14 protein-coding genes are annotated in these 12,841 nt (G+C 71.7%); 12 read left to right on the top strand and 2 right to left on the bottom strand.

Annotation, left to right across the window (positions count from 1 at the left end):
- Positions 1–45: 45 nt before the first annotated feature.
- The 12 genes from ACFFBG_RS09715 to ACFFBG_RS09660 all read left to right on the top strand — a co-directional run bounded on the left by ACFFBG_RS09715 (position 46) and on the right by ACFFBG_RS09660 (position 11,809).
- The gene (locus tag ACFFBG_RS09715; protein ID WP_375478059.1) at positions 46–1,257 is read left to right on the top strand and encodes a hypothetical protein; all 1,212 of its coding nucleotides are present in this window, start codon (positions 46–48) and stop codon (positions 1,255–1,257) included.
- Positions 1,258–1,483: 226 nt separating this feature from the next.
- Entirely contained in the window at positions 1,484–1,774 is a 291-nt protein-coding gene (rpsF, locus tag ACFFBG_RS09710) for a 30S ribosomal protein S6 (protein WP_375478057.1), read from the top strand.
- A gap of 5 nt (positions 1,775–1,779) precedes the next feature.
- Complete coding sequence (locus ACFFBG_RS09705; protein WP_375478055.1) at positions 1,780–2,289, top strand: single-stranded DNA-binding protein; 510 nt, start codon at positions 1,780–1,782, stop codon at positions 2,287–2,289.
- A 93-nt stretch (positions 2,290–2,382) separates the two neighbouring features.
- Positions 2,383–2,619, top strand: coding sequence for a 30S ribosomal protein S18 (rpsR, locus tag ACFFBG_RS09700; RefSeq protein ID WP_375478053.1), 237 nt, complete (start codon positions 2,383–2,385; stop codon positions 2,617–2,619).
- Positions 2,620–2,633: 14 nt separating this feature from the next.
- Positions 2,634–3,080: a 50S ribosomal protein L9 gene (gene rplI / locus ACFFBG_RS09695; RefSeq protein ID WP_375478051.1), complete on the top strand. Its 447-nt coding sequence runs from the start codon at positions 2,634–2,636 to the stop codon at positions 3,078–3,080.
- 386 nt (positions 3,081–3,466) lie between these two features.
- Positions 3,467–6,931 carry a replicative DNA helicase gene (gene dnaB, locus ACFFBG_RS09690; RefSeq protein ID WP_375478049.1) on the top strand — a complete coding sequence of 1,155 codons (3,465 nt, stop codon included), beginning with the start codon at positions 3,467–3,469 and terminating at the stop codon, positions 6,929–6,931.
- Positions 6,932–7,247: 316 nt separating this feature from the next.
- Positions 7,248–7,514 (top strand): hypothetical protein, encoded by a 267-nt coding sequence (locus ACFFBG_RS09685; protein WP_375478047.1) that lies wholly within the window; start codon positions 7,248–7,250, stop codon positions 7,512–7,514.
- Positions 7,515–7,576: 62 nt separating this feature from the next.
- Positions 7,577–7,858, top strand: a complete 282-nt coding sequence (locus tag ACFFBG_RS09680) for a hypothetical protein (RefSeq protein ID WP_375478045.1) — start codon at positions 7,577–7,579, stop codon at positions 7,856–7,858.
- 258 nt (positions 7,859–8,116) lie between these two features.
- Positions 8,117–8,509, top strand: a complete 393-nt coding sequence (locus ACFFBG_RS09675) for a hypothetical protein (protein ID WP_375478043.1) — start codon at positions 8,117–8,119, stop codon at positions 8,507–8,509.
- Positions 8,510–8,607: 98 nt separating this feature from the next.
- A complete protein-coding gene (locus tag ACFFBG_RS09670; protein WP_375478041.1) occupies positions 8,608–9,729 on the top strand; it encodes an acyl-CoA dehydrogenase in 1,122 nt (373 codons plus the stop codon).
- A complete protein-coding gene (locus ACFFBG_RS09665) occupies positions 9,726–11,066 on the top strand; it encodes a PIG-L family deacetylase (RefSeq protein WP_375478039.1) in 1,341 nt (446 codons plus the stop codon). Before ACFFBG_RS09670 ends, ACFFBG_RS09665 begins: the two co-directional genes overlap by 4 nt.
- On the top strand, positions 11,063–11,809 hold the full coding sequence (locus tag ACFFBG_RS09660) for a glycosyltransferase (RefSeq protein WP_375478037.1): 747 nt from the start codon (positions 11,063–11,065) through the stop codon (positions 11,807–11,809). The genes ACFFBG_RS09665 and ACFFBG_RS09660 overlap by 4 nt, the downstream gene beginning before the upstream one ends.
- Positions 11,810–12,017: 208 nt before the next feature.
- Here ACFFBG_RS09660 and ACFFBG_RS09655 read toward each other — a convergent pair whose 3' ends face one another.
- Positions 12,018–12,692 carry a glycerophosphodiester phosphodiesterase gene (locus ACFFBG_RS09655; RefSeq protein ID WP_375478035.1) on the bottom strand — a complete coding sequence of 225 codons (675 nt, stop codon included), beginning with the start codon at positions 12,690–12,692 and terminating at the stop codon, positions 12,018–12,020.
- Positions 12,689–12,841, bottom strand: coding sequence for a hypothetical protein (locus tag ACFFBG_RS09650; RefSeq protein ID WP_375478033.1), 153 nt, complete (start codon positions 12,839–12,841; stop codon positions 12,689–12,691). The genes ACFFBG_RS09655 and ACFFBG_RS09650 overlap by 4 nt, the downstream gene beginning before the upstream one ends.

The raw sequence follows: 12,841 nt of genomic DNA, 5'->3' as shown, positions 1-12,841 counted from the left end.
GATAAACTAGACATGATGTCTCGTCCAACGACGGACGTGCGGGGAATGGATGAGGGAACCATGGCCGGTCGGCATGCACTGGGCTCGACGACGAGCGGGCCTCGCCCCCGATTGGCCGGCTTTGCCGGGCTTCTCGTCGCGCTGCTGGCCCTGCTGCTGATCGCGCCGAACGCAGCCTCCGCCGCGACCACCGACAACGCTCAGCTCTCCCTCACCGGCCCGGTCGACGGCAACAACCCGGCTGGCGGCTCCCAGCTCGGGGTCCACCCCGGCGACTCGATCAAGTTCACCGCCTCGGCGGCGCCCACACAGAAGGTCAAGGACGAACTCAGCAAGGTCGGCGCCGGCGGTCTGCTGAACACGCTGCTCGGCACCGTCAAGTTCCAGGTCAAGGCGGACTTCTCGCACTTCCCCGGCGGTTCCAGCAAGCCGGTCACCCTGACCGACTCCGGCTCGAAGACCTTCAAGTTCAGCAAGGCCGGTACATACTCGTTCACGTACGAAGCGCAGAAGGTCACCACGAGCATTAATCTGCTCGGCCAGAAGATCTCGAACCCCCCCGTCAACATCGACCTCAAGGGCAATCAGGCCAAGCAGGCCGGCGTCAAACTAAACGCCTCCAACCAGTACGTCGCCACGATCGTGGTCGCGAAGAAGGTGTCCGGCGGCATCTCCATCCAGCTGCCCAAAGTGAACGTCGCGCCCAGCGTCCCGGTCGTCGGCAAGCTGCCGAAGGTGTCGGTGCCCGGCGTCAACATCCCGACCGTGCCGGTCAGCGTCCCCAACCTGAACGTGCCGAACGCGAATCTGCCGAAGGTCAACATCCCGACCGGCGGGGCGAAGGGTGGAACCGGCTCGACCGGCGGCAACTCCGGCGGCCTGCCGCTGACCGGCGGCACCGGCGCGCTGCCGGTGCCGGCCAGGGTCGTCCCGAACGGCGACGGCAACGTCGAATATGGCGGCACGACCGGCGGCGCCGGCGCCAACCACTACGCCGCGCTCCCCGGCGCCGGCTCGGCCAACACCGGCTACAACGCGCTGTCACTCGGCCCGGCCACCGGCGGCGCTGCGAACAGCGGCGCCACCAACGCGGCCGGATCGGGGGCGAACGGCCAGTCCAACACCGTGGACCTCGCCGCGAACAAGACGCCGACGGCCGAACTGCCCGTGCTCCTCGCGATCATCGCAGTGATCGCCCTCGCGCTGGTCGGGGCGACGTACGCGCGGCTGTTCCTGCTTCGCCGCAACGCCTCCTGACGCTGGCTGCGGGCTTGCCCGTTGGCGGCGGCCGTCCACAGGCGTTCGCCGATTGGGAGCAGCGGCCGCCCGCCCGGTAGCCTGGACGAGTTCGACGTCTGATTCGCGGCCGGCAAGGGTGCTGCGGAGCCGGCTGGCGCTCATCACCGTGCGCGGGCCGCAGGGTCGGACGCCTCCTGCCGCGGACCGTCCGCGGCCGACAGTCCACAGGAGGACGCGCTCTCCCATGCGCCATTACGAAGTCATGGTCATCCTCGACCCCACCCTCGAAGAGCGGACAATCGCCCCGTCGCTCGACGCCTTCCTCTCGGTGGTGAAGAAGGACGGCGGCACCGTCGAGAAGGTCGACGTCTGGGGCCGCCGCCGGATGGCATACGAGATCGACAAGCACGCCGAGGGCATCTACGCCGTCGTCGACCTGCAGGCCAACCCGGCCGCCGTCCAGGAACTCGACCGGCAGCTGAACCTCAACGAGTCGGTGCTGCGGACCAAGGTCCTGCGCCCGGACGAGCGGTAAGGACGATGGCAGGCGAAACCGTCATCACCGTCGTCGGCAACCTCACCGCAGACCCGGAACTGCGTTTCACTCCGTCGGGTGCGGCCGTCGCGTCCTTCACGATCGCGTCCACGCCGCGGCAGTTCGACCGCAACTCGAATGAGTGGAAGGACGGCGAGGCGCTGTTCCTCCGCTGCTCGATTTGGCGGCAGGCGGCCGAGAACGTGGCCGAGTCGCTCCAGCGGGGCATGCGGGTCGTCGCCCAGGGCCGGCTCAAGCAGCGCAGCTATGAAACCCGCGAGGGTGAGAAGCGCACCGTCGTCGAACTCGAGGTCGAGGAAGTCGGCCCGTCGCTGAAATACGCGACCGCGAAGGTGAACCGCACCCAGCGCGGGTCCTCCGGCGGCGGCTTCGGCGGATCTGGCGGCTCGGACGCCGGCCCGTCCGGCGGCGGCCCCTCCGGCGGCGGCAACGACGATCCGTGGGGTTCTGCGCCGCCCGCGTCCGGCGGCCTCTCCGACGAACCGCCCTTCTAACCCATCTTCCTCGCGATCTTGATGCCGAGGGCGCGTCATCGCGCCGGCTGAGTATCAAGATCCATTCCTCTTCATGATCACGGAGCCAGACACATGCCCAAGCCACCACTGCGCAAGCCGAAGAAGAAGTCCAACCCGCTGACCGCGGCGAAGATCAGCTACATCGACTACAAGGACACCGCGCTGCTGCGCAAGTTCATCTCCGACCGCGGCAAGATCCGCGCTCGTCGGGTCACCGGCGTCAGCGCCCAGCAGCAGCGGCAGATCGCCAAGGCGATCAAGAACGCGCGCGAGATGGCGCTGCTGCCCTACACCTCGACCGCGCGCTGAGCCGGGAGGATCTCATGAAGCTCATTCTGACTCGCGAGGTTGCCGGGCTCGGGCTCGCCGGCGACATCGTGGAGGTCGCCGACGGCTATGGCCGCAACTTCCTCGTCCCGCGGGGCGCCGCAATCGCTTGGACGAAGGGCGCGGAGAAGCAGATCGCGCAGATCAAGCGGGCGCGCGACGCCCGCGAGATCCGCGACCTAGGCCACGCCAAGGAGATCAAGGCCGACCTGGAGAAGCTGTCCGTCTCGCTCGGCGCGCGCGCCGGAAAGGACGGCCGTTTGTTCGGCTCGATCACCGCAGGCGACGTCGCCTCCGCGGTGAAGGACGCCGGCGGTCCCGTGCTGGACCGCAAGCGCATCCAGATCGACGGCGCGATCAAGACGGTCGGCGCGCATACCGTCACCGTCGATCTGCACCCCGACGTCGTGGCGTCGGTGCCGGTCACCGTCCAGGCGGTCTGACCCCGGTTCGCCCCTTCGCCACGTTGTCCTCGCCGTCGCGGCCGCCAGCCCGCTTCGGCGAGGACAACTCGCGGCAGGGCCCGACCAACACGCCCGGCGTCGGGTTTGCCGTCCACAGCGTCCGAGGTGGTCACCGCCCGGACCCAGCGGCCCCGAAAGCGGCCGGCGGCTGAAATCCACAGCCTCGCCCACACCTGTGTCTACAGGCCGGGCGGCGATTCCCACAGCTTGCGCACACCGCCGTCAACAGGACGGCTTGGTGACCGGGGCCGCTGCCCCTAGCGTCGGACAGGCCGCCCCCGCCTTGCCTGATCCGGTTCTGTCAGACCCTTTCGGTAATTGTGGATGCGTGCGATTAGCAGGTATCCGCGGGGAGGGCGGCGTCGATGACGCTGATTGACGAGGGGTCGGCCGCGCCGCGCCCAGCGCCGAGTGCCGGGCGCGACTTCGACCGAACACCGCCGCAAGCGGTCGAGGCCGAACAGTCCGTGCTCGGCGCGATGATGCTGTCCAAGGACGCGATCGCCGACGTCGTCGAGGTGATCAAGCCCGGCGACTTCTACCGTCCGGCGCACCAGCTCGTCTACGACGCCGTCCTCGACCTCTACGCGCGCGGCGAGCCGGCGGACGCCGTCACCGTCTCCGCCGAGCTGACCCGCGCCGGGCAACTCGCCCGCATCGGCGGCGCGCCGTATTTGCACACGCTCATCTCCGGCGTGCCGACGGCGGCGAACGCCGGGTACTACGCGGCGATCGTGGCCGACCGCGCCACGCTGCGTCGCCTCGTCATCGCCGGCACCCGCATCGTGCAGTGGGGCTATGACGCGTCGTCCGGCTCGAACGACGTGCTGGGCAGCGTCGACGACGTCGTCGACCGCGCGCAGGCGGAGGTCTATGAGGTCACCGAGCGCCGCACGTCGGAGGACTACGTCCACATCGGCACGCTGCTGGAGGGCACGCTTGACGAGATCGAGCGGATCTCCGCCTCCGGTGGCGTGGGGCTCGGCGTCCCGACCGGCTTCCAGCAGCTGGACGAGATCACCAACGGCCTGCACCCGGGGCAGATGATCACCGTCGCCGGCCGGCCGGGCAGCGGCAAGGCGCTGGCGCTGGACACGCCCCTGCCGACGCCGACCGGCTGGACCACGATGGGCGAGGTGCAGGTCGGCGAGCTGTTGCTCGGCGCCGACGGCCGCCCGACCCAGGTCGTCGCCGCCACCGACGTGCTGAACGGCCGTCCTTGCTTCGAGCTCGAGTTCTCCGACGGCACGGTCATCACCGCCGACGCAGAGCATCAATGGCTCACGACGACCCGCGCGAGCCGCCGCCGACCGCCGCCCTCGCCGGCCCTGTGGCACACCCCGGTGTATTCGCGGCGCGAATCGAGTGTGGCTGTCGCCGAGCGCGTCGCCGCACCGGTCGGGCCCGGTGCCAGCCCAGCACCCGCCGTGGTGACGACCGTCGAGATCGCCCGCACGCTGCGCTGCCCAACGGCCGACGGCCGGCCCAACCACGCAGTCGCATGCGCGGCCCCGCTCGAGCTGCCGGACGCCGACCTGCTCGTCCCGCCGTACACCTTGGGCGCCTGGCTCAGCGACGCGACGAGCGCCGCGGAGGACAAGCACATCCCTGCCGAGTACCTGCGCGCGAGCGCAGCGCAACGGCGGGCTCTGCTCGCGGGCCTGCTCGACACCGACGGGCACGCGACGCGCAGCGGTTGCGTGGAGTTCGGCGTGCCGAACCGCCGTCTCGCCGAGGACGTCTTCGAACTCGTCGTCAGCCTCGGTTATCGCGCCGCGATGCGGGCCAAGCGAGTGGCTGGCCGGTCGGCCGCCACCTCGACAACGTGGACCGTGACGTTCACGCCCGCCGACCGGGTGTTCGGCCTGGACCGGAAAGCCGAACGCCAGGTCGACCTGCTGCGCGCGGAAACTCGCAGCCGGCACATCGTCGACGCCCGCCCGGTGCCCTCGGTTCCGGTCCGCTGCGTCCAGGTCGACAACGCCGACCACATGTACCTCGCCAGCCGCGCGATGGTGCCGACGCACAACTCGACGCTCGCCTTGGACTTCGCGCGGTCGGCGGCGGTGAAGCACCAGAAGCCGACGGCCATCTTCTCTCTCGAGATGGGCAAGCTGGAGATCATGATGCGGCTGTTCTCCGCGGAGGCGGGGGTCGCGCTGCAGAACATGCGCTCGGGCCACATGAACGACCAGGACTGGACGCGGCTGGCCCGTCGATCCTCCGAGCTGGCCGAGGCGCCGCTGTTCATCGACGACTCGCCCAACCTGACGATGATGGAGATCCGGGCGAAGGCTCGGCGGCTGCGGCAGCGGCACGATCTGCAGCTGATCGTCATCGACTATCTGCAGCTGATGACCAGCGGCAAGCGGGTCGAATCCCGGCAGCAAGAGGTCAGCGAGTTCAGCCGGTCGATGAAGCTGCTGGCCAAAGAGCTCGACGTGCCGGTGGTCGCGCTGTCCCAGCTCAACCGCGGCCCCGAGCAGCGCACCGACAAGAAACCGTTGCTGTCCGACCTGCGCGAGTCCGGATGCCTGCCGGCAGCGACGCGCGTGTGGCGTGCGGACACCGGCGCCGAAGAGGCCATCGGCGACCTGTACGCCCGCGGCGAGCGCAACATCGTCGTCTGGGCGCTCGACGGCCGGCTGCGGATGGTCCCGCGGATCATGACGCACGTCTTCCCGACAGGCGTCAAGCCGGTCTACCGGCTGCGCCTCGCCTCCGGCCGCACCGTGGACGCGACGGCGAACCACCCGTTCTACACCTACGACGGCTGGCGCGATCTCGGAGATCTCGCCGTCGGCAACCGGGTCGCCATCGCCCGGCAAGCGCCCGAGGCGCGCGACGCCGTCGCGTGGCCCGACCATGAGATCGTGCTGCTCGCCCACTTGCTCGGCGCCGGCTCCGACGTGTCGAACCACCCCTCGACGGATGCCGCCTGGCTCGACGGACTCGGGCTGTTCGGGCTGCGCAGCCATGAGAAGTTCATTCCGGCCGGCGTGTTCGGGCTGCCCGACCACCAGCTCCGCTCGTTCCTGCGGCAGCTGTGGGCCGCGGACGGCGGTGTGGACGTCAGCGCCGCCGAAGTGGTGCGCGTGTACTACGCGTCCACCAGCCGCCGGCTCGCCGACGACGTCGCGCGCCTGCTCACCCGGGTCGGCGTCACCGCGCGGATCACGACGACGAAGAAGGCCGGCTGCCGCGACAGCTATCACGTGCACGTCGTCGGCAGCGATCAGCAGACGATCTTCCTACGCGACGTCGGCGTGCATGGCGCTCGCGGCGCGATCGTCGAGCGCGCGTTGCCGATCGTGTCCGGCCGCGCCGACACGAATCTCGACACGGTCCCGCACGGGGTTTGGGAGCGCGTCCGCGCTGTCCTGCACGGGCAACGGGTTACACACCCCGAGTTTGCGGCGACGACGTCCACGCAATCCGGCGGCGGCACGCTGGCGCAGCACTCCCCCGGCCGGGCTCGTCTCGCCCGGGTCGCCGACGTGCTCGACGACGCCGAGCTGGACATGCTGGCGACCAACGACGTGTTCTGGGACGAGGTCGTCGGCATCGACCCGCTCGGCGAGCAGCCAGTCTTCGACGCGACGGTGCCGGGCGAGCACAACTTCCTCGCCGACGGCGTCATGGTGCACAACTCGATCGAGCAGGACTCCGACCTCGTGCTGCTCGTCCATCGGCCCGACCTGTACGAGCCGGAGACCGAGCGCGCCGGCGAGGCGGACCTGATCATCGCCAAGCACCGCAACGGCCCGACCGCCACGGTGGCCGTCGCCTTCCAGGGCCGCTACAGCCGCTTCGCCGACATGCCCAGCTGATCTCGTTTCTGGTAGGCATGAACGCCAGGCCTACGAGGCGGCGAAGATCGCCGACCGGACCCGCGAGGCGCCAAGCGCCTCGATGAGTCGCGGTCAGTTGATGCAGCGACGGATCCGGTGTCGAGTGCGCTCACGAATAGTTGTCAGCACACTCGCGATCGCCACTCCGCGACAGGACACTCGCCCCATGAGCAGCACTTCGGAACCTCCGTCCGAGAGCGCGCGCCTCGCTGCTGACGATCGTGCAGAGCCTGTCGATCCGACGGACCACGACATCGACTCGGGCGAGGTCGATGCCGGTGCGACGCGCCGTCCGATGCCCGGTCCGGGCGAGCCGCGAGCCAGCCGGACCGTCGCGGCGTGGAACGCGACGCGTGCCTGGCGCCGGCGCGCGACGCTGCCGTTGCTGACCGTCGGCGTCTTCCTCGCTATCGCGATGATTCTGTGGGCGAACGCGGCCGCCAACCGTTACCGCTTCAACCTGGCGATCGCCGTTCTCGGCTCGGTGCCGCTCGCGATCTTGTTGATCCGCGGAGTGAAGAAGGCCCAGCACGCCGAACGCGGTGCACAGCCGCACCACTGATCCCGCGCTCCTGCAGGACAACGTTTGTCGGTGCCTCTCCTGCGCTCCGAGCATGACGACAAGTGGTCACACTCATCGGCGGGGAGACAGTCGCCGATCTGGTCGAAGCTCTGCAGGAACTCGAGGTGTATCCCGAGGACGGCGGCATGGCGCAGATGGGCGGGCCGGTCGGTCCGCCTGCGGTACGGGCCCTCATGCGGCTCGAGGCCGATCTGCTGCTCGCCGATGCCGACGCGCTGGCTTCGATGTCAGGCTCCGGTCGGACGGCCGGTCAGCGGCGCCACGACGCCTTCCACCAGTTGGTCAAGCAGTTGGCCGAGCGGGTTGCCTCGCCACCGGAGTAGGCGTATCACTGCGCCATCTTCGACCGACTTCAATATTGACCGCCGCGGTCCGTCGCCATGTTCGACGACACGGCGCGGGGCGACGACCGAGCTTCCCGCCGGGTGCTGTGGCCGTGATCCCCGGGGCGCCGGCGTGACCCGCGAGCGGCCCGCGGGCGACTTCGACTACGAGGCCAACGGTCAGACGTACGGTTAGCTGCGCCGCACGGACCCGCGCATCGCCGCCCTGGTGCACAACGCCTCGGCGACGCGCGCACGGTGATCAACGTCGGGGCGGGCGCCGGCTCATATGAGCCGGTCGACCGCGAGGTGGTCGCGGTCGAGCCTTCGGCGGCGATGGCCACCGTGACGATCCATCAGTGGACCGACACCGTGCAGGGGTTGCGCGAGCTGCGTCGCGTGGCACGCGGACCGGTCGTCGTGCTGACCTTCGACGGCGACGCGCTGGACCGGTTCTGGTTGGCCGACTACGTCCCGGAGCTGATCGCGGCCGAGCGGCGCCGCTACCCGCCGATCGCGCGGATCGGCGAGGTCCTCGGCGGAGTGTGCGACGTGCTCGAGGTGCAAATCCCGATCGAGTGCGTCGACGGGTTCACCGGTGTTCGGGCCCGACCGCACGATGCGCTTGGGCCCGAACGACGTCGACGCTAGCAACGACGTCTGCTGGCGAAGTCGTCCGCGCGTCGTCGGCCTCCCACCCGACCAAGCGAGGACAACTTCCAGACGGTCGGGCTACTGTCGGGTAGCGGGTGAAACCAATCGCCTTCCCACGGCTGTCCGGAGCGCAGGTGCCCTCGCAAGATCCGGTCCTCGCCCGCCTCCCATCGTGGGCGGCTCCGTTGATCGACGCGGCGTACGCCCGGGCTGGCCGTGGCGAGGACAACGGTCACGAGAGCGACGTCGACGACGTGCTGAAGCTCTGCGCCGAGCACGGCGCCCGCCTCGCGCTGCCCGGCGGCGGCCGGACGGCTGAGCGGTTCGCCGTCCTCGCCGCGTTGGGCCGCGCCGACCTCACCACCGCCCGAGTCTTCGAAGCGCACACCGACGCGCTCGCGATCATCGCGGAGAGCGGCGCTCCGCTGGACTCGGGCAAGACATGGGGGGTGTTCGCCGCAGAGGCGGCCGGCACCCGGTTGACCGCCGCCCCAGCCGAGCAGACCAGCGCCGGCCCCGGCCCCGGCCCCGGCCCCGGCCCCGGCGACACCGTCTCGCTCACCGGCGAGAAGCCGTGGTGCTCGCTCGGCGGTGTGCTCGACGCGGCCCTGGTCACCGCGCACATCGGCGAGCAACGAGGGCTGTTCGCGGTCGACCTGCGGCGCGACGACGTGCGCGCCGACCCGCCGCACGGCTGGGTGGCCCGCGGGCTGCGCGCTGTCCCGAGCGGTTCGGTGCACTTCGCCGGGACGCCGGCCACCCCCGTCGGCAATCCAGGCTGGTACCTGCGGCGAGCCGGCTTCGCCTGGGGCGGCATCGGCGTGGCAGCCTGCTGGCACGGCGGCGCCCGCGGCGTCGCCGACACCCTGACCCGCGCCCCGCGCCGCCGCGACGGCGACGACATCGGCGCCATGCACGTCGGGGCGGTCGACGCCGCGCTCCACGCGTCGGCCGCGGCCCTGACCAGCGCCGCGCACGCCATCGACTCAAGCGCCGTCGCCGATCCGGCGATGCTCGCGCTGCGCACCCGCGCGGTCGTGGCGTCCGCCGCCGAGCAGGTGCTGCGGCACGCCGGCCACGCGCTGGGGCCCGCGCCGTTGGCCTTCGACGCGGCGCACGCCGCGCGGGTCGCAGACCTCACGCTGTACCTGCGTCAGCATCACGGCGAGCGCGATCTGGCCGCGCTCGGTCGCGCCGTGCTTGCCGCGAGCGAATGACGCGCCCCTATGACCACCTGGCGCCCGGCACCCCGGCACGCGCCTGGGACGCGCTCGTCGACGCCGCTGCCGAGCTCGCCGCGCCGTCCGCCGGCGACCGCGTCGTCGTGCTCGCCGCGCACCCCGACGACGAGACGCTCGGCGCCGGTGGACTGCTCGCCTCGTGCGCGCGGCGCGGGGTGGACGTCGCCGTCGTCGTCGCGACGGACGGCGAGGCGTCGCATCCGCGCTCGACCACCCACCGTCCGGCGGAGCTCGCCGCGATCAGGCGCCGCGAGGTGACCGCCGCGGTCGCGCTGCTCGCGCCGCGTGCGCAGCTGAGCTTCCTCGGCCTGCCGGACGGCGGTCTCGACGCGGCGCGCGGCGCGCTGCGGGCGCGGCTCGACGACCTTGCCGCCGGCGCGAGCCATCTGGTGAGCCCGTGGTTCGGCGACCGGCATCCCGACCACGACGCGGTCGGCGCAGCCGCAGCCCACGTCGCCGAGCGGCACGGCGCGCGGCACTGGCAGTACCCGATCTGGTTCTGGCACTGGGCGAGCCCCGGCCGCGACGAGTTGCCCCTCGGTCGGCTGCGCGGGCTCGCGCTCGCCGAGGACGATCTGCGCGCCAAGCGCGCCGCGATTGAGCAACACGTGTCGCAGCACTCGCCGCTGTCCCCGTTGCCGGGCGACGAGGCGATCCTGCCGGCGCCGCTGCTCGCCCACTTCGACCGCGATCGCGAGGTCTTCGTGGTCGCCGAGCCGCTCGACGCGGCCGACGCCGGCTACTTCGACGCGCTCTACGCCGGCGACGACGACCCGTGGCGGTTGCAGGAGCGCTTCTACGAGCAGCGCAAGCGCGAGGTGACGCTGGCGGCGCTGCCGCGCCGCCGATTCCGGCGAGCCTTCGAGCCCGGCTGCGCGACCGGTCTGCTGACGGCTCGGCTGGCCGAGCGCTGCGACGAGGTGCTCGGCTGGGACGTGAGCGAGCGGGCCCTCGAGCTGGCCCGGCGGCGTATCGCCGACGCGGACGGCGCGCGCGTCGAACTCGGCCAGATCCCGGCGCACTGGCCGAGCGGTGAGTTCGACCTCGTCCTGCTCAGCGAGGTCGGCTACTACTGCCGCGACCTCGACCTGCTCGCCGACCGCGTCCTCGCCGGGCTGTCGGCCGACGGCGTGGTGCTCGGCTGCCACTGGCGCCGGCCAGCGACCGATCATCCGCACACCGCCGAGGCCGTGCACCAGGTGTTCGACCGGCGGCTCGCGACGGTGGTCGACCACGTCGAGGCCGACTTCCTGCTCCGGGTCTGGAGCCGAACCGGACGCTCGGTCGCGGCCGAAGGCGGGATCGTCGCATGATCGCCGCGGTGTCGGTCGTCATCCCCGCCAGGAACGAGGAGGCAGAGATCGCCGGGTGCCTGCGGTCGGTGCTCGCGGCCGCGGCGCACCTGACCGGCGCGCGCCCGGACCTGCGGGTGCGCGTCGTCGTGGTGCTGGACGACTGCCGCGACGCCACCGCGGCGATCGTGGCGCGGACGCCCGGTGTGGACGTCCTCGCCGGGGTGCTCGGCTGCGTCGGGGGCGCCCGGCGCGCCGGCGCGCAACACGCGCTGACCGGGCTGACTGGGCTGACCGCGCAGAACCGCGCGGGCGCCGGAAGCGCGACCGTCCCGGCCGAGGCGCACTGGCTGGCGAGCACGGACGCGGACTGCCGGGTGCCGATCGACTGGCTGACCCGGATGGTCGCGCACGCGGACACCGGCGCCGACCTCGTGCTGGGCACCGTGCGGCCGCGTCCCGGGCTCAGCCCGGCGGCCCGCCGCGCATGGCTCGCCGCCCACCGATCCGACGACGGCCATCCGCACGTGCACGGCGCGAATCTCGGCATCCGCGCGAGCACGTATTCGCGCATCGGCGGGTGGAGCTCGCTGACCCACGGCGAGGACGTCGACCTGGTGCGGCGTGCCGAGGCGGCCGCCGGCGTCCGCGTCCAGCGCAGCGGCGACCTGATGGTGCGCACGAGCGCACGGCTGGTCGGCCGCGCCCCGCACGGCTTCGCCGCGTACCTGCGCGACCTCGTCGCCGAAGCGCCGCCGGCCTAGGCCGTCTTACCGCGTGACGAGATTCTGCGGCCCGCGCCGGCGATCGCGCCGAGGCGGATCGAGCGCTCGAAGGTCGCCAATCGGATAGCGCTTTCTAGGCCCGTATACGTAGAGCGCAATAGCGGGCCAGAGAACGCTACCGACGTGCTGAGCCCGGCCCGTCCACCTCGACGATCACGTTTTCCGGTCGCCGAGACGCTGCGGACGCTCAGCCGCGTCCCCGGGACCGGAAAACGTGATCGGTCGGGGAACTTGAGGCGCGCACGGCGACGGCGAGTGCGGGATCATCCGTGATCACTCCGGTGACGGCGGACTGGGCGAACAGCCGCGCGAGGCGCTCGGCGTCGTTCACCGTCCACACCCAAAATGGCAGCTGCGCCTCGCCCGCGCGGCGCAGCAGCTCCGGCGTCGCGAGCTCGTCCTCGACGAGTGTCACCGAGGCGCCGCAGCCGGCCGCCGCGGCCAGCGGATCGCCGTCGAACGGCGCCACCGCGACCAGCCCGGTGTCGATTCCCTTCGACAGCCGACGCAGCTCGACCAGCACCTGCGGGAACTCCGACGTCACGATCAGCCATTGGTCGAACCCGTCGACGGCGTCGAGCAGCGGCCGCCCCAGGCCGGACTCCATGATCTCGAGATCCAGCCCGACGCGGCCGGCGGCCAGCTCGAGCAGGGCGGCCAGCTCGACGACGTCCGGATCGTCGAGGTCCGCCAGGTCGTGCGCGAGCACCAGCCGGCCGTGCCGGCCCATCCGGACGTCGGTCTCGAGCACGTCGCAGCCGGCGGCGATCGCCGCGGTGAACGCCTCGATCGAGTTGTCCTTCAGCGTCAGGCTGGCGCCGCGGTGCGCGCACACGAGGCCGCGGTGAGCCGGATCGGTCACCCCCGACCGCCGCCAGCCTCGAGCCGCGGGGCGTCGGCGAGCAGCCGCCGGGCGTGGTCCGCGGCCGGGTGGCCGAGCACCTGGCCGGTCGGCCCGGCCTCGACGACCTCGCCGTCCAGCACGACCACTCGCTGTGCGATAGCCCGCAC

This window comes from uncultured Jatrophihabitans sp. (assembly GCF_964251945.1).
Lineage (GTDB): Bacteria > Actinomycetota > Actinomycetes > Mycobacteriales > Jatrophihabitantaceae > Jatrophihabitans.
This window is presented reverse-complemented; position numbering and strand designations above follow the sequence as displayed.

Excerpts from the sequence above, each read along its gene's own strand:
- rplI (WP_375478051.1), top strand. The coding sequence starts at position 2,634 with ATGAAGCTCATTCTGACTCGCGAGGTTGCCGGGCTCGGGCTCGCCGGC.
- ACFFBG_RS09685 (WP_375478047.1), top strand. The coding sequence starts at position 7,248 with ATGCCCGGTCCGGGCGAGCCGCGAGCCAGCCGGACCGTCGCGGCGTGG.
- ACFFBG_RS09715 (WP_375478059.1), top strand. The coding sequence starts at position 46 with ATGGATGAGGGAACCATGGCCGGTCGGCATGCACTGGGCTCGACGACG.
- rpsR (WP_375478053.1), top strand. The coding sequence starts at position 2,383 with ATGCCCAAGCCACCACTGCGCAAGCCGAAGAAGAAGTCCAACCCGCTG.
- ACFFBG_RS09665 (WP_375478039.1), top strand. The coding sequence starts at position 9,726 with ATGACGCGCCCCTATGACCACCTGGCGCCCGGCACCCCGGCACGCGCC.
- dnaB (WP_375478049.1), top strand. The coding sequence starts at position 3,467 with ATGACGCTGATTGACGAGGGGTCGGCCGCGCCGCGCCCAGCGCCGAGT.
- ACFFBG_RS09660 (WP_375478037.1), top strand. The coding sequence starts at position 11,063 with ATGATCGCCGCGGTGTCGGTCGTCATCCCCGCCAGGAACGAGGAGGCA.
- rpsF (WP_375478057.1), top strand. The coding sequence starts at position 1,484 with ATGCGCCATTACGAAGTCATGGTCATCCTCGACCCCACCCTCGAAGAG.
- ACFFBG_RS09705 (WP_375478055.1), top strand. The coding sequence starts at position 1,780 with ATGGCAGGCGAAACCGTCATCACCGTCGTCGGCAACCTCACCGCAGAC.